The organism is Nitritalea halalkaliphila LW7, assembly GCF_000265075.1.
Taxonomy (GTDB): Bacteria; Bacteroidota; Bacteroidia; order Cytophagales; family Cyclobacteriaceae; genus Nitritalea; species Nitritalea halalkaliphila.
Genome location: NZ_AJYA01000016.1, coordinates 105,935 through 122,505, shown reverse-complemented (window position 1 = coordinate 122,505; position 16,571 = coordinate 105,935). Strand labels below are relative to the sequence as shown.

Annotated in this window: 10 protein-coding genes, 1 tRNA gene and 5 pseudogenes; 5 read left to right on the top strand and 11 right to left on the bottom strand. The window is 52.5% G+C overall.

Features of this window, described 5'->3' with window-relative positions:
• Positions 1-101 precede the first annotated feature (101 nt).
• From A3SI_RS06120 to thrA, 4 genes and pseudogenes are all read right to left on the bottom strand, one after another.
• Positions 102-1,244, bottom strand: a complete 1,143-nt coding sequence (locus A3SI_RS06120; protein WP_040670287.1) for a serpin family protein — start codon at positions 1,242-1,244, stop codon at positions 102-104.
• Positions 1,245-1,410: 166 nt separating this feature from the next.
• A pseudogene (thrC, locus tag A3SI_RS06115) lies at positions 1,411-2,728 on the bottom strand (threonine synthase).
• 54 nt (positions 2,729-2,782) lie between these two features.
• Positions 2,783-3,727, bottom strand: coding sequence for a homoserine kinase (locus tag A3SI_RS06110; RefSeq protein ID WP_009054393.1), 945 nt, complete (start codon positions 3,725-3,727; stop codon positions 2,783-2,785).
• Positions 3,724-6,179, bottom strand: a pseudogene (gene thrA, locus A3SI_RS06105) (bifunctional aspartate kinase/homoserine dehydrogenase I). The gene A3SI_RS06110 and the pseudogene thrA overlap by 4 nt, the downstream one beginning before the upstream one ends.
• Before the next feature lie 589 nt (positions 6,180-6,768).
• On the opposite strand from thrA, the gene A3SI_RS06100 reads away from it, so the two are divergent.
• Positions 6,769-7,824, top strand: coding sequence for a cytochrome-c peroxidase (locus A3SI_RS06100; protein ID WP_009054391.1), 1,056 nt, complete (start codon positions 6,769-6,771; stop codon positions 7,822-7,824).
• A gap of 144 nt (positions 7,825-7,968) precedes the next feature.
• Here A3SI_RS06100 and A3SI_RS06095 read toward each other — a convergent pair.
• From A3SI_RS06095 to A3SI_RS06085, 3 genes are all read right to left on the bottom strand, one after another.
• Positions 7,969-8,042, bottom strand: a tRNA-Ala gene (locus tag A3SI_RS06095).
• A gap of 49 nt (positions 8,043-8,091) precedes the next feature.
• On the bottom strand, positions 8,092-8,706 hold the full coding sequence (gene recR / locus A3SI_RS06090; protein WP_009054390.1) for a recombination mediator RecR: 615 nt from the start codon (positions 8,704-8,706) through the stop codon (positions 8,092-8,094).
• A gap of 9 nt (positions 8,707-8,715) precedes the next feature.
• Positions 8,716-9,009: an ATP-dependent Clp protease adaptor ClpS gene (locus A3SI_RS06085; RefSeq protein WP_009054388.1), complete on the bottom strand. Its 294-nt coding sequence runs from the start codon at positions 9,007-9,009 to the stop codon at positions 8,716-8,718.
• A gap of 59 nt (positions 9,010-9,068) precedes the next feature.
• Here A3SI_RS06085 and A3SI_RS06080 point away from each other — a divergent pair.
• Positions 9,069-10,549 (top strand): annotated as a pseudogene (locus A3SI_RS06080) (sodium:solute symporter).
• Here A3SI_RS06080 and A3SI_RS06075 read toward each other — a convergent pair.
• Positions 10,544-10,879 carry an MGMT family protein gene (locus A3SI_RS06075; protein ID WP_009054383.1) on the bottom strand — a complete coding sequence of 112 codons (336 nt, stop codon included), beginning with the start codon at positions 10,877-10,879 and terminating at the stop codon, positions 10,544-10,546. The pseudogene A3SI_RS06080 and the gene A3SI_RS06075 sit on opposite strands and share 6 nt — an antisense overlap.
• 255 nt (positions 10,880-11,134) lie before the next feature.
• Here A3SI_RS06075 and A3SI_RS06070 point away from each other — a divergent pair.
• The 3 genes and pseudogenes from A3SI_RS06070 (at position 11,135) to A3SI_RS06060 (ending at position 13,044) form a co-directional block, all read left to right on the top strand.
• Positions 11,135-11,811, top strand: a pseudogene (locus A3SI_RS06070) (SDR family NAD(P)-dependent oxidoreductase).
• Between the two features lie 50 nt (positions 11,812-11,861).
• Positions 11,862-12,551: a head GIN domain-containing protein gene (locus A3SI_RS06065; RefSeq protein WP_009054376.1), complete on the top strand. Its 690-nt coding sequence runs from the start codon at positions 11,862-11,864 to the stop codon at positions 12,549-12,551.
• The gene (locus A3SI_RS06060) at positions 12,544-13,044 is read left to right on the top strand and encodes a YybH family protein (RefSeq protein ID WP_009054374.1); all 501 of its coding nucleotides are present in this window, start codon (positions 12,544-12,546) and stop codon (positions 13,042-13,044) included. The genes A3SI_RS06065 and A3SI_RS06060 overlap by 8 nt, the downstream gene beginning before the upstream one ends.
• Positions 13,045-13,085: 41 nt before the next feature.
• Here A3SI_RS06060 and A3SI_RS06055 read toward each other — a convergent pair whose 3' ends face one another.
• From A3SI_RS06055 to clpB, 3 genes and pseudogenes are all read right to left on the bottom strand, one after another.
• Positions 13,086-13,685, bottom strand: a complete 600-nt coding sequence (locus tag A3SI_RS06055) for a pyridoxamine 5'-phosphate oxidase family protein (protein WP_156810192.1) — start codon at positions 13,683-13,685, stop codon at positions 13,086-13,088.
• Entirely contained in the window at positions 13,660-13,875 is a 216-nt protein-coding gene (locus A3SI_RS06050) for a CPXCG motif-containing cysteine-rich protein (protein WP_238531625.1), read from the bottom strand. Before A3SI_RS06050 ends, A3SI_RS06055 begins: the two co-directional genes overlap by 26 nt.
• A gap of 77 nt (positions 13,876-13,952) precedes the next feature.
• Positions 13,953-16,569, bottom strand: a pseudogene (gene clpB / locus A3SI_RS22285) (ATP-dependent chaperone ClpB).
• Positions 16,570-16,571 lie beyond the last annotated feature (2 nt).

Below are 16,571 nucleotides of genomic sequence, written 5' to 3'. Positions count from 1 at the left end.
TGCCGCTAAAAAAAAAGAATCGGCCCCGCACTGCTGGGAATGAGCCGATCCAGTTTAGCATGAAGTTGAAGTGTGGCGCTGCTGCTCATGTCAGCAGCAAGTTACGGGTTTACGAGATGTCCCACAAATAAGATTGCACCACTATGTGCTTCGGAGATCACAAATAAAAAGGGGTTATCGATGCGCAGCTCGGGAGGAGCGGCAGGAAGGGACGTCATCACCACGCCTACAGCCGTAGCGGCAGCGGCCTCAGTCCCCTTCTCATCTACCTGAATAAAGGCTTCGTGGATAATATCACTGATCGCAGTAGGGCCCGTAGGTCCTTCGAACATGCGACTAAAATTCCCCGGATGGGAAGAAAAAGCTGCTTCTAACCCCATCTTCGCCATGTACTTCACCAGGTCTTCCTCTCTATAACGCATCTCAAACTTGGGGAACAGCAGTCGAAATCCCTGAGGATTCGCACGTTCGGCAGCCGCTTGGAGCGTTTCTAAATGCAACAACTCCTCGGCACGGCTGGGGTCATTTACCATGAGCACCTCCATCTGAAACTGTCCACTACTGTAAGGAAGGGCGACATAGGTGTACTCCTCCGTAGCGGAAAACGGGAAATCGGCAGCTTCTGCCAGCTCCATCATCTGCACCTGCCGAACTCCCTGAATTCCGCGAAAAGGTGCAGGCTTGGTGAGGGCAGCGTCAAAGCGCGCTTTCCAGTCTGCCTTAAAGTACACCGCATTCACCAGCATCATGATGGTCGCAGGATCGATAGCCTCTAAAAGTTCTGGAATCAGGCCATTGGTCTCTGCCTTTACCCAGCCATTAATCTCGCGCACCACGGCAGGATTACCGAAATCAGCGGCCTCTAGTCTGGCCTGAAAGTGCCGCTTCATGGCCTCCTGAAAAGGCGTATACAAGGTGCCCCCTTCCCGATACCAAATGCCGTTTGCGGTCGAAAAAGTTACCCGGCTATCCAGCTTCCTCAAAAAGCTTACCAGGGTCTCCGCGGCCTCATTCGCCGCATCGACTGCTAGTGCATCGTAGCGCAGAACACGCAGAAAGTCTTCGCGCAACTCATCACCAGCAGCATTCATCACCATGGATAAGGCCAGCTGCACACTGAGCGGGCTATAAAACTGATTGACGCTGACATCCCGAAGAGTCGCACTGAAGTCCTCTGCAAAGGCCCTGTTCGAAAGCGCCAACAGCTCTTCTGATGCACTCAGCGGCCGAAGATTCGGAACCACTTCTCCATCTACATCTGGACCGGGGTTTTCCTGACAGGAAAGGCCAGGAGCGCTACGCTACCTAGGCACATAAAACGTTTTTCCACTTTTTCATAAACAAGCTGTTTCTTCCCCTACGGATTTACCCTTTAAAACGCGACAGGTTTACCAAACAAACCTGCAGCGATTAGGACTCCTGCATGGCATCTTGCTGCAGATAGGCCTTAAAAGCCGCAAAATCTTTGCCAAGAGGGGCCACCTTTTTCTCCCCTGAAAGAAATGCTGCCAAGCGCGCCGGCAGCTCCAGCTCCAAGCCTAAGGTTTCTTCCACCACATCCCGAAATTTCCCCGGATGGGCCGTCTCTAAAAAGACACCTTGGCAGGGAGCCGATAGGGTTTTGATGAAGTTTTTCACCCCCATATAGCCTACTGCACCATGTGGATCCAGCATATAGCCCCGCTCCCGATGCACCTGCTGCATGGAACGGCGCAGTCTCAGGGTCATCGAAATAAAACCCTTTCACCTGTGCGCGCAGTGCCTTTTCATCCCCACCATAAAGTGCCAGCAGGCGAGAGAAATTACTGGGATTACCCACGTCCATGCTGTTCGAAATCGTCTGCACCGAAGGCACCTGCTGAAAGTCCGCCCCATTTAAGAAATCAGGCACCACCTTATTCACATTGGTGGCCGCGACAAAGTAGCGAATGGGAAGCCCCATGCGCGCCGCTAAAATACCCGCTGCTAAATTTCCGAAATTTCCGCTGGGTACAGAGAAAGCCACATCACCGACAGGCTGCGGGAGCTGCGCAAAGGCCCTAAAATAGTACAAGGCCTGCGGTATCCAGCGGGCTACATTAATGGAATTCGCCGAGGTGAGCAGCATCTGCTCCCGAAGCTCCGCGTCTAAAAAGGCCTCCTTTACCAGGCGCTGGCAGTCATCGAAAACACCATCCACCTCGAGCGCCACGATGTTTTCCCCTAAGGTAGTAAACTGCTTTTCCTGCAAGACAGAAACCTTGCCCCTCGGATACAGCACCACCACCTCCACGCCCGGCGTTCGGTAGAAGCCATTAGCTACAGCACTTCCAGTATCGCCCGAAGTAGCCACCAGCACCCGCACTTTTCGCGACTCCCCGGCTAAGAGCAATGCCATCAATTTCGAGCAGAAGCGCGCCCCAAAGTCCTTAAAAGCTAAGGTCGGCCCATGAAAGAGCTCCAGACTGTAGATCCCTGGCTCCACCTCCACCAGCGGAGCATCGAACTGCAAGGTATGTTCCACCAGCTCGCGAATTTCTGCCTCACTTAGGCTATCGCCAAAGAGCGCTCCGATCACTTCCTGCCCGATTTCCGCAAAAGATAAGCTGGGAAGGCGCTGAAAGAAATCAGCAGGTAAGGTCGGAATTTCCACCGGCATGTATAAACCCTGGTCGGGAGCCAATCCTTGGATGACGGCCTCCTTCAGCCCCACCCGATGCGCCGGATTTTGTGTACTATAAAACTGCATGGTATCGATTAATGGTTAAAGTTAAAGAAAGCATCTCCGCCCACGGGCGCCAGGCTAGGCCGTTTCCAGCACATGCGCCCCTTGCCTGTTGATGGCCGAATAATAAACATCCAAGCCCAATCCGAGCTCCTGATACAGGGCCTCCGCCACAGCACCTACCCGCCGGGCCTGTTCCTCACTCGGGCTCATCACGAAAATCGTAGGCCCGGAGCCAGAAATCCCCGACCCCAGCGCTCCCTCCTGCATGACCGCCGTCCGCAAGGCATAAAAGCCAGGGATCAAGAGCGCCCGGGAAGGCTCCGCAATCACATCTTTTAGGGAGCGAGAAACCAGCGCCAGGTCATTTTGATATAAGCCCGCCACCAGCCCCGCGATATTTCCCGACTGCACCGTGGCATCTTTTAAGGAAACCTGCTGCTTCAAAACACTACGCGCATCTTCGGTCCGCAACTCTAAATGGGGATGCAGCAGGGTGCAGTACAAGCCCTCCGGCACGGGAAGTGGCACCAGATCCAGCGGATGATAGTCGCGAATCAGCACGAAGCCACCAAGAATAGCCGGCGCCACATTATCTGCATGCGCGGCACCACAGGCCACACGCTCCGCCTCCATCGCGAAAGGCACCAGCTGGGCCTTCGTAAAGGGCTCTCCGAGCAAAACATTCGCCGCCACCAAGGCAGCAGCTGCACTCGCAGCAGAGGAGCCCATCCCGGAACCTAAGGGCAAGCCCTTTTCTAAAATAATATCCATCCCCTGCCGCGAACCGAGGTGGAGCAGCATCGCATGTATCGCCACCGCACAAGTATTTTTATCCGCCTCTAAGGGCAGCTTGCCACCATCCCCCTCGATGCGCAGCACGCGCAGGCGCGCCTCATCATTAAAAGACACCGTCACCTGATCGCCCAGCGCCTCAATCGCAAAACCCAATATATCAAAACCACAAGACACATTCGCGACCGTGGCCGGCGCAAAGGCCTTTACCCTTCGCAGCGCCCTCATAAGCGGGTATAATTTCCGATACGAATCACATCAGCAAAAACCCTGCCGCCGTCACATCCGCGCCCGCTCCCGGACCACGGACGATCATCGGAAAATCATGGTAGCGCTCAGTAGTAAATAAAATCATGTTATCACTCCCCTTTAAGCTGTAAAAAGGATGCGTAGCCGGCAGTGCCTGAAGGCCCACCTGTGCCTTTCCATGCTCCAAGGTCGCCATAAACCGAAGCTTCTTGCCCTCGGCCTCCGCCGCCTCTAAGCGCTCACGGAAGCGCGCATCATGCTGCTCCAGCTGACGCAAGAAGGCCTCCACATCGACGATATCCACACAGTCTTCCGGCACCATACTTTCGATGCTGACATCCGAAAACTCTAGGTCCTGCTCTGCCTCGCGACCTAAAATCAAAATTTTTCGCCCCACATCCATGCCACTCAAGTCATCCCGTGGATCCGGCTCCGTGTAGCCCAGCGCCTTCGCCTGACGCACCACCTCCGAAAAAGGCGCCCCACGCTCTAGCTCACTGAAAATATAATTCATAGAACCGCTCAGCACCGCCTCGATCTTCAGCACACGATCCCCGCTGAGCATCAGGTCCTGCAGCGTATTGATGACCGGAAGGCCCGCCGCCACATTCGTCTCGTATAAAAACTTCACCCCACGCTTCTTGGCCAGCCGCTTGAGCTCGCGGTACGCGTCTAATGAAGCGGAATTCGCCTTTTTATTTGGCGTCACGATGCCCACCTTAGCCTCCAGCACACGCGTGTACACATCAGCCACCTCCTGAGACTCGCCACAGTCCACAAACACCGCATTCGAGAAATTCATCTCCTCCATCTGCCGTATAAATGCCTCTAAATCCATCGGAACAGCACCCTCCGCCTCTTCAGGTAGGGGACAGTGATGCAGGTCGAAGCCATCCTCATGAAACGCCATGTAGCGACTATTCGCGATCCCATGAATCTGAATGTCTAGCGCATGGTCTCTGCCCAGCTTCTCCCGCTGCGCCGCGATCATCTTCACCAGCGCCTTGCCGATCAGCCCCATCCCCACTAAAAACACGTGCAGAACCTTCTGATCCGAAAGGAAAAAGGCCTCATGAAGCGCATTCAGTGCTTTCTGCAAGTCCGACTTGGCCACCACCGCAGAAATATTCAGCTCCGAACTCCCTTGTGCGATGGCATAAATATTGACATTATTTCGCCCCAGCGCCTGGAACATCCTGCCCGCAGCACCGGGATTTTGCTTCATATTCTCCCCTACGGCCGCCAGCACGGACATATTCGACAGGATCTGCACAGGATCCATCTCGCCATTTTGGATCTCATACAGAAACTCATGCTCGATCACCTGCTTGGCCATATTCACCTCTGGCTCCCGCACCGCGATGCAGATACTATGCTCCGAAGAGGCCTGAGAAATCAGGATAATATTGATTTTGGCATCCGCCAAAGCCCCAAAGACCCGCCGACTAACGCCCACCACATGAATCAGGCCCGAGCCCTGCACATTCAGGAGGGACACATTCGAGATAGAGGAAATCCCCTTGAGGATCTTGCCATTCACGGGCTCCCCTCCGATTAAGGTGCCAGGGTGCGCAGGCGCAAAGGTATTCTTGATGTAAATCGGAATCCCCTTTTTCATGGCCGGCTGCATGGTACTCGGAAAAATGACCTTGGCACCGAAATGCGAGAGCTCCATGGCCTCTAAATAGGTCAGCTGAGGGATCGTAAAGGCAGAATATACCAACTTCGGATCGGCGGTCAACACGCCAGAAACATCTGTCCAGATCTGCAGCTCCTCCGCCTGCAACGCAGAAGCAAAAATCGCTGCCGTATAATCTGATCCCGAGCGCCCCAGCGTACTCGTAGCGCCCTGTGCTGTCGAGGCGATGAAGCCCGTGATGACCTTTAGCCCCGGATGCTGATCGTAATACGCTAGGATCAAATCGTTGGTCTGTGGAAAATCTACTTTGGCATTCCCGAAATTCGCATCTGTGCGGATAAGTTCACGCGCATCCACATAATGTGTGTCCAGACCACGGACACGGAGGGCCTCCGCTAAAATAAAGGCTGATAGACGCTCCCCGAAGCTGAGGATGTAGTCAAGGGTTTTCGGAGAACACTCCCGAATGAGGTACACACCATGACAGAGGTCTTCCAGCTCATTAAAGCGCACCTTTACATAGGTCAGCACAGCGGACTGCTGCTGGATCGGAATAAGCGCATGAACCAGCGCATAATGCCGCTCCTCTACTCCTTTTAAATATTCTGCATAGGCCGCCTGACCATTCGTGGCCATGGTAGCACAAGAAAGTAAAATTTCCGTGACGCCTCCAAGGGCCGAAAACACCACCGTGATTTCGGCTTCTTGCTCTGCTTGTCGAATGATCTCGAAGACTTTTTCGATGTTTTCCAGATTCGCTACTGAGGAACCTCCAAACTTTAATACTTTCATACTGGCTGTAGGATTAAGTCATGCACGTGTACAGGAAATTCCTGTACAGCATGGGGATGGGATAATATGGTTTTCGTTAATGGGCTTAGCCCGTAATAAGTGTAAGCGTGAAACAGGTGCAGGTGCACATGAAAAAAGTAGACATCGATCCGGTAAACCGGAAGGCCAATGTAAAAAAACGACGATATGGTCTTGCGTCTAAAAACATGAATTTTTAATTGCTCAACAATCTTACGGACTATTTTCTAAAAAACGAAGTTATTTCTTTCTTAATATTCAAAAAAAAGGGAATCTACTGCGAACTCCCTCTTGTACCACTACGTGTAAAGCCATTCAAACCTAGTGCCTCCCTAAAAAAATGCACGGCGATGACTGCCTGAAATACATCCAATCCACATCTAAAAAATCAATCCCCCATAGACAAAATCTATCTATTCTTAAAAATGCGCGCCCACTGGCTCTGGAGGTCTATCATTATGAACACATCCTCTTCATAAAAGATAATTCTCAGCGGAAAGGGTGACTTGCATCACCTCCTTAGTCTGTCCTTCTGCTGATCTTTGTACACGTAATCGTTCAGCACAGTACTATGAAAAACAACCTCCTTCTCGTCGGAAGCACCATGCTAATTGGATTTTTATTGTCCGGCATCGTGCGGGTAGAAAATACCACTGAAAAAGCAGCCACTACCTATGAAGCGGCAGACGCGCTCCTTTGGGCCGAGGCCCGAAAAACCTTACGCGGCATCCATGAATGGGATTACCCGGAAGTGAATGAGGCACAGGCGGAGCTGGGACAACTTCTATATTTCGACACTCGGCTGAGTATTAATGGGGAGCAAAGCTGTAATACCTGCCATGACCTGGGCCGCTACGGGGTGGATAAATTACCCACCTCACCGGGGGCGCTACCTGGGATGCTCGGCGACCGAAACTCTCCTACCGTATTAAATGCAGTACTGCATGACACGCAGTTCTGGGATGGTCGGGCCGCCGATCTCACCGAGCAGGCGAAAGGGCCTATCCTGAACCCCGTGGAGATGGCCATCCCGCATGAAGGAATCTTACTAGAGCGCCTAAAAGAGGTGCCTGCCTATGTGGAGCGCTTTCGCCAAGCTTTCCCTCAGGCTGAAGAGCCTATCACCTATCAGCATGTGGCCGAGGCGATAGCGGCTTTTGAGTCCCAACTCCTCACCCCATCACGCTTCGATGCCTTTATGGAAAAGGACTTTGCAGCGCTCAGCGCGCAAGAAAAAAAGGGCCTAAAAGTATTCTTAGATGCTGGGTGCCAGTCCTGTCATGATGGCGTGGCTCTGGGAGGACAGCAGTTCCGACGCTTCGGCGAGATGCAAGATTTCCGCAGCGTGGACAGCCGCATTCATGAGGACCCGGGCCTATATGCACTGAGCGGGAATCCTGGGGATCTGTTCAAGTTTAAGGTGCCTTCTCTACGAAATATCGCCGAAACCTATCCTTACTTCCATGATGGAAGTGTGCATGACCTAAAAGAAAGCGTTCAGATCATGGGAATTACCCAGCTGAACCGTAGCTTCAGCGAAGAAGAACTGGCGGATTTAAGTGCCTTCTTGAAAAGCCTGACAGGAGAACTCCCGCAGGTGCTGGCCGAAGCCCCCGTGCTACCCTGATCCTGAAGGCGAGCAGCCTGCTAAGCAGCCCCTGCTATTGTCAATAAAAAAATCCCCGGAAGCCAAAAGCTGGGGATTTTTTGTGCCCTGCACAAAAGTATGGAGCAAAAAAAAGCCGACCGAAGTCAGCTTTCTATTTTTAAGTGGAGGATAACGGATTCGAACCGATGACCTCTACACTGCCAGTGTAGCGCTCTAGCCAACTGAGCTAATCCCCCTAGAAATTTGGTGTTGCAAAGGTAAGCAATTTTTTCAATCTCCAAAAAATTACCCCCCAAAATCATATTTCACGCGCGCGAGAATACTTCTTCCCAGCGTCACTTCATCCGTATATTCGAGCTCTCCACCGATCGGGATGCCCCGCGCCACCGTGCTGATATTCACCCCGAAAGGCTTTAAAAGTTTCATCAGATAAAAGGAGGTCGTATCTCCATCCATGGTAGAAGGCAGCGCAAAAATAATTTCCATTTCCTCCCCCGCGCTCTTCACCCGCTCCAGTAAGCTCGCCACCTGCAGTTCCTCAGGTCCTATTCCATGCATCGGCGAGAGGATACCGCCCAGCACATGATACGTACCCCGATACTGCCCCGTGTTTTCGATCGCAATCAAATCCGGTACTTCTGCTACCACACAAATCACATTTTCCTGTCGCGAAGGCGAGGCACATACCGTGCACAGCGGCCCATCCGACAGGTTATGACAGCGCTCACAGTAACGTGTTTCCTTCTTGAGGCGACTCAGTGCACCAGTGAGGCCCTCCACGGTCTGCTCATTCTGTTTTAAAAGATGTAAAGCCAGACGCAAAGCCGTCTTCTTCCCGATTCCCGGTAGCTTACTGATTTCTAGAACGGCTTGCTCGATAAGCTTAGAAGGATAATTCACGTAAAAAACTTAAAGAATCGCGGCCTCTATTCCTGCATCTAAAATCGCCTGACACATCGGCTTCAGCTGTGTGCGCGTTCCCTTTTTCACCGCACACTTACCTTTATAGTGAATAATTAGGGTACACTGCTCGGCCTGCTCTCGGGTATGGCGACATACCTTTACGAGCACATTAATCACGTGATCGAAGGTATTCACGTCATCATTAAAAACGACGAGCTCACATTCCTCCGTATCGACCAGCTCCTCCACCAGCAATTCTGCCTCTTCGTACTCCGGAAATATTTGTGCTTCTATTTTCATTTTGCAAATTTAATTATAATCCTCAACTTCGCCATCGATATCCACCGGAAATTAACTCCATGAATACCACCCATGTACTCCTTATTATAACGGCTTACTTCCTGCTCTTGTTCCTCATCTCCCGATTAACCTCTCGTGGAGCTTCTGCGGACACTTTTTTTACAGGAGACCGTCAAAGCCCTGGTTTTTAGTGGCTTTCGGTATGATCGGGGCCTCCCTTTCTGGCGTCACCTTCATCTCTGTGCCCGGCGAGGTGGGCAGCTCGAACTTCCACTACTTCCAGGTGGTGCTCGGCTACACCCTGGGCTATCTGGTCATCGCCCGCGTCCTGCTTCCCCTCTACTATCGGCTAAATTTAGTCTCCATTTATAGCTATCTGGAGACGCGATTTGGCTTCTGGTCCTATAAAACTGGCGCCTTTTTCTTTATCCTCAGCCGCACCCTGGGCTCCTCCATCCGCGTTTTTCTCGTGGCCGGCGTCCTGCAGCTCATCCTTTTCGAACCCCTCGGCATCCCGTTTTGGGTGGCCGTCCTACTGACCGTGAGCCTGATCTGGATTTATACCCACCGTGGAGGCATAAAAACCGTGGTCTGGACAGACACCCTGCAGACCTTCTTTATGCTGGCCGCCGTAGTCTCCGCACTGGTTCTGCTGGCGCAAAGCCTCGGCATTCAAGGCCCCCTGGAACTCATCGACCGCGTAAGCAGCGACACCCGCTCCCAAATTTTCGACTGGAACTGGCAGTCGGCAAATAACTTCTGGAAACAGTTCGCCTCCGGTATGTTTATCACCATCGTCATGACCGGCCTGGATCAGGATATGATGCAGAAAAACCTGACCTGTAAGTCTTTGGGCGAAGCCCAAAAGAATATGTTCTGGTTTACGCTGATCCTGGTGTTCGTGAATCTCCTTTTCCTCTCACTCGGCATCTTACTCTATCAATATGCCGCCCAAGAGGAGATCTCTCTGCCCGCGCGGACTGACGACCTATACCCTTTCCTGGCGACGAACCACATGACGGCTTTCGCAGGAATCATCTTTATTTTAGGGATTACGGCTGCAGCTTACTCCAGCGCGGACTCCACGCTGACAGCGCTGACCACCTCGTTCTGCTATGATTTTCTGCAGATCGAAAGACGCTATCCTGCCGAAAAACGTACCCAAGTACGTAAACAGGTACACCTCGCCTTTACCCTGCTCATGTTTCTCTGCATCATGGCCTTTCGCTGGCTAAACGATCAAAGCGTCATCACCGCTGTATTTAAAATCGCGGGCTATACCTACGGACCACTGCTAGGACTTTACGCCTTCGGCTTGTTCACCCGCTGGCAGGTGCAGGATAAAAAGGTACCCTTGGCGGGCATCCTGGCACCTACGCTCACCTTTCTCATCACCCAAAATTCAGAAAGCTGGCTTTGGGGCTACCAGTTCGGATTCGAAGCACTTATTCTAAATGGAGCCCTGATGTTTTTACTCTTGTTCCTCTGGCGCGGTAAAGAAGTGGTTCCCCCTGCCGGCACGCCAGCTGCCAGCCTATAAAGCCAGCTCCTGCGCAGGATCCCAAAAGTAGCGCTGAAAATCCTGCACTTGATCCTCCTCCACGGGAATACCCTCAGCCAGCAGCCTCCTTGCCATCTCATCGGGAGCACCGAAGTGATGCTTGCCCGTCAGTAAACCCAAGCGATTTACAACCCGGTGCGCAGGCACATCCGGCTGACTATGTGCGGCATTCATGGCATAGCCCACCATCCGCGCACCGCTTTTCATGCCGAGGTAGTGCGCGATGGCCCCATAGGAAGTCACCCTCCCGCGAGGTATCAGCCGCACCACCTCATAGACCAAATCGAAATAATTTTCTTCTTTTCCCATCTTTTTATGTTAATTTTCGAATACTCTAATGCCAGAAGCCCGTATACAACGTGTATAACTGTTTTTTTGCTAACAGGGGTATGGCCACATCCAGAAAGAAACACCAAGAGCTAAATGCAAGAAGCTAACGGAATTTTATCTTGGTTTTCCCTCCATCTCAGGATCTACAGCACTTAAATATGCCGAAATCATGGGATGTACTCAAATATAATTTTAAATTAGTAGTTTAGATTTGTCATCAGTGTAATCATTTATATGGAGCGTAATATTATCGTCACCGGCGCGGCCGGAAATTTAGGTCAAGCAGTAGTCGAACAGTTTAAACGGGAAGGCTACTATGTCATCGCCATCACACAGCCTGGCGAGGAGCAAGAAATCGAAGAAGCAGACGACATCTACGAACTGGATGTGACAGACGAGGAGGCCGTGAAGGCTTCGCCCAAGAGTATAAGCTGCAGTATGGCCGCGTGGATGCTATCGCCCTACTTGTGGGCGGTTTCGCCATGGGCGCCATCGAAGATGTAAATGTAAAGGAAGTGGATCAGATGATGAAGCTCAACTTTTACTCCGCCTTTAACTTGGTTAAACACTTTTTACCGGGCTTAAAAGAAGCCAACCATGGACAGTTCCTTTTTATCGGCGCCCGCCCAGCAGTAGAAAACGAGGCCGGAAAGGACGTTGTGGCATACGCTTTGAGTAAAAAGCTTGTCATGACCCTAGCGGACTATGTAGCAGAAGAGTGCAAAGACACCAATGTACGCTCGCACATCTTCGTGCCGAGCATCATCGACACCCCGCAAAACCGCGAGGCCATGCCGGATGCAGACTTCAGCACCTGGGTAAGTCCAGGCGAAATCGCAGAGGCGATGCACTATGCTGTGAACAACAGTGCGCTACGGAACATGACCTTTAAGCTTTACGGAAGAGCCTAAGCAGCCCCCCTGCCCATAGGCTCCCACAGAATCTTTAATGAATTAAACCAATGAAAAAGTACCTTTTCACTACCCTAGTGGCTTGTCTAGCCCTCACGCACGTTCTCCTCGCGCAGACACGCACGGAGGAACGTTCTCTACGTAATTTCTCTAAGATTAAAGTGGCGAACAGCATCGAAGTGGAGCTGCGCAAAGGAGACAGCCCCTCCGCTTCCATCACCGCGAATGGCATCGACCTGGACAAAATCATCACCGAGGTTTCGAAGGAGACCTTAGATGTGAAGTTAGGGAGAGGAAATTTCCGCTCTAGCACCGTTAAAATGGTCATTACCTACACGGAGCTAGACGAAATAGCCGCCGCTACTAGCGCCTCTGTGGTCGTAAAAGATCTCTTAGATGCCAGCCAAGTGGTCCTCGCCGCAACCACTAGCGGCTACATCGAAGCCGAAGTCTCCACAGAAACACTGTTTTTAGACGCGACCAGCAGCTCGAAGATTTTCGTAGAGGGAAGTACCGATCTACTGAACCTAAAAGTATTTACCAGTGCGGAAGTAGATGCCGAAAAGCTGAAGGCGAACCGCGCCGAAGTACAGGGAAACACCGCTGGAAGAGCTACTTTCGAGGTGGCAAATGAGATCACCGGCTCAGCAGCTACGGGTGCTCGGATCCGTTACATCGGAAACCCTTCCCGCATCGAAGTCCGTACAGGAACAGGTGGAACCGTTGAGAAAAATGATTAAGGCCTGCGCATATAGCCTCCTTCTGCTTCTGTTCCTCGGCATTCCTGCGGTGCTTTTCGCCCAGCAGCAAGTCGATGCAGAGAAGGAGCGTGAGGAAAAAGCGGCCATCGAAGCACTACTCCAAGAGCTTTTCGCAGGCATGAAGGCCAAGGATGCGAAGCGTGTTGCCCCTCTCTTCCATGCCGAAGCGAGCATGCAGACGGTAGGACTGGACGAAATGGGCGCTCCTTACTTGGGCCCTGGAAATGTGGAAGCCTTCCTGAAGCGCATAGCGGAAACCCCTGAGGGTACTGTCTTGGACGAGCAGCTCACGGATGTGATGATCCGAATGGATGGCCCTTTGGCGCACGCCTGGACTCCCTATCGCTTCTACGTAAGCGGAAACTTTAGCCACTGCGGAGTTAATAGTTTTCAGCTCATAAAGGAAGCAGACCGCTGGCAGATCGTGCACGTACTCGACACCCGCAGAACAGAAAACTGTGAGGAAAAATAGATGGCATACGCCACTCTATACATACAAAATGGGTAGCCTCTTTAAGGAGCTACCCATTCTTTTTTCCAGGTATTGGAAGCCTGCTCGTAGCGAAAATTAGCCCGCAGATGCTCTAGGCCCTGAAGCTGCAGGAGCTCCATGGACTTTGGCCGGAAGGCCAAAAGGGTAAACCAATCGCGCTCCTCTTCCCAGCGATAGGCCTGCTCTGGCGTCTGAATCACGCGGCCGGGGGCCAAAGTGGGGCTATATGCCTTCATCGCCTCTCCCTGCACACGCCCACGATGCTCCTGCCAGAGGGACCCTTGGCGCAGTACCTCGAAGTGGCCGGGCATCCGCACCTGCACACGCTTACCCGGATGATACAGCAGCAGCGAGGCCAGGGGGTTTTGCTCCAGCTGGCGCACTTTCGGGGTGCGACCATCTGTATAGAAGAGGAAGCGCAACTCCTGCGTGACCTGACGCAGCACGATGTAGCGGGCCTCGGGCTGCCCTTCATCTACGGTGGCCAGCATCACGAAACGAAAAGGATGCCTCCGATCCAGCACTGCGCGGTGTAATTCATGTTTAAGGTCTTGAAAGACGGTTTCTAGGTCTGTACCAGGAGAGATGAGCATGTTACTGTTCGATATCGTTCGCTTCAAAATAGGTTAATTCGCCCTCCTCGAAGGCGACACGCAGCTCGATCGGGTTACAGCAGACTTCGCAGTCTTCGATGTAGACTTGTTCCTCCACAGAAGGGTCGAGCAGCATGGAAATCTCCGCCCAGCAGTAGGGGCACTGAAAGTAATGTTCCTCCATCATAAAGAAATTCCCCTTTAAATAGGTGCTCACTAAACTGCCGGTGGAAAGAAAAGTTCGTAAAAAAAGCGGCCCGAAGACCGCTTTTTACACCTTATATACACACTATTTTACAAAGCAGGCACATCCTGAATTTGCTTGAAGTAGACCTGCTGCTCTGCATCTAAATCCGCTAACACGGCGCTTTCCTCTCGAATATAGCCTGCTAAAAGCTGCTTCGAAAGCTCATTTAGCACCAGACGCTGGAAAGTGCGCTTCAGCGGACGGGCACCGAACTTCGGATCGAAGCCGACTTTACCGATATAGTTCAGTAGTTCCGGCGTGGCCTCGATCTCGATATGGCGCTCGGCTAGACGGCGCTGGATTTCTTTCCACTGAATGTCTACGATCTTGCGCGTTACCTGAGCGGACAAAGGCTCGAATAAGACCAGCTCGTCCACACGGTTCAGGAACTCCGGACGGAGGCTTTGTTTCATCAGCTCAAAGACGGCTTCTTTCGTGCCTTCCAACACCTCCTCTCGGTTCCACTCTTCTATTTCCGCGAAGCGCTCCTGAATCAAACTGGCCCCCATATTCGTGGTCATGATGATGATGGTGTTTTTAAAGTTGGCCACACGCCCCTTATTATCGGTTAGACGACCATCATCCAGTACCTGCAGCAGGATGTTAAACACATCCGGGTGGGCTTTTTCGATTTCGTCCAGCAAGATCACCGCATAGGCTTACGCCGAACGGCTTCTGTCAGCTGACCTCCCTCTTCATAGCCCACATATCCTGGAGGGGCTCCCACGAGGCGGGAAACCGCATGCCGCTCCTGATACTCGGACATATCGATGCGAACCATGGCCTGCTCATCGTTAAATAAATACTCCGCGAGTGCTTTCGCCAGTTCCGTTTTTCCGACACCCGTGCTACCCATAAAGATGAAGGAACCAATCGGCCGCTTGGGGTCTTGGAGCCCTGCTCGACTTCTGCGCACAGCGTCCGAAAGGGCTAAAATGGCTTCCTGCTGGCCCGCCACTCGCTTGGACAATTCCTTTTCGAGATGCAGAAGTTTTTCGCGTTCACCCTGCAGCATTTTGGCGAGCGGAATGCCCGTCCACTTGGCTACCACAGCGGCGATATCTTCGGCATCCACCTCTTCCTTCAGCAGCGCGCTGGACTCCTGCATGCTGCGTAATGTTTCCTTATGCCGCTCCAGCTCCTTCTCCGCTTCGGCGATTTTTCCGTAGCGAATCTCCGCCACTTTGCCGAAATCGCCGGCGCGCTCCGCCTGCTCGGCTTCCTGCTTGAGGCGATCGATACGCTCTTTCTGCTCACGGATACCGGTGATGACCCCCTTTTCTGACTCCCAGCGGCCTTTACCTCCTGGCGCTTTTCTTCCAGGGCGGCGATATCCTTCGAAAGCACTGCCTCTTTATCCTTATGCTGCTCACGCCGTATCGCCTCACGCTCGATTTCGAGCTGCATGATGCGCCGGTTCAGCTCATCGAGCTCCTGAGGGAGGGAGTCCATCTCCATACGCAGCTTGGCAGCGGCCTCGTCCATCAGGTCGATGGCCTTATCAGGTAGGAAACGGTCGGAAATGTAGCGCTGGGAAAGCTCCACAGCAGCGATCACCGCATCGTCTTTTACCCGCACCCCATGATGGAGCTCGTACTTGTCTTTTATCCCGCGCAAAATCGAGATCGCATCCGCCGCGTCAGGCTCATCGACCATAACGGCCTGAAAACGTCGCTCCAGTGCTTTATCTTTCTCGATGTATTTTTGATACTCTTTTAACGTGGTAGCGCCGATGGCATGGAGCTCACCGCGTGCCAAAGCAGGTTTTAGCAGGTTAGCCGCATCCATAGCACCTTCTCCGCCGCCACCTGCACCGATCAGGGTGTGAATTTCATCGATAAAGAGAATCAGCTCCCCATCCGAATCGGTCACCTCTTTGATGACAGCCTTCAGACGCTCCTCAAATTCCCCCTTATACTTAGCCCCAGCCACTAAGAGCCCCATGTCTAGGGACACCAGCGTCTTTGACTTTAAATTTTCCGGCACATCACCGCTCACGATGCGCTGCGCCAGCCCTTCCACGATCGCGGTCTTCCCGACACCGGGCTCTCCGAGAAGGATAGGATTGTTTTTCGTTCTCCTGGCTAAAATTTGGAGCACCCGACGGATCTCTTCATCCCTTCCGATGACTGGATCTATCTTGCCCTTCTTGGCCAGTTCATTCAGGTTTTTGGCATACTTCTCCAGCGACCTGTAATTTCCCTCTGCATGTTGATTCGTCACTTTATTTCCTTTTCTTAGTTGTTCTATTCCTTTTAACAGCCCCTCCGTTTTTAGTCCGAGCGCGCGAAGCTTTTGGCCTGTGGCCTCCTTACCCTGCACCAGGCCCAGAAACACGTGCTCCAGCGCCAGATACGCATCGCCGAGCTGCTGCTGAAAACGCTTGGCCTCCTGAAAAGCAGCCGACAGCGACTGTCCCATATACGGCTGATCCACGCCAGAAACCTTCGGGTAGCTCCTCATCAGCTGCTCCGCCTCCTTTTCTAATGCCCCTTTCTGCAGGCCAGCATGCTGTAGTAAAAAGCCCATGACGGCACTTTCATCCTGCAGCAGCGCACGGAGCATGTGCCCACTTTCGATTCCTTGATGTCCGGATTCCTGCGCGATGCCCGCGGCCCGCTGCAAGGCCTCCTGAACGCTAACGGTGAATTGTTTATAGTCCATGA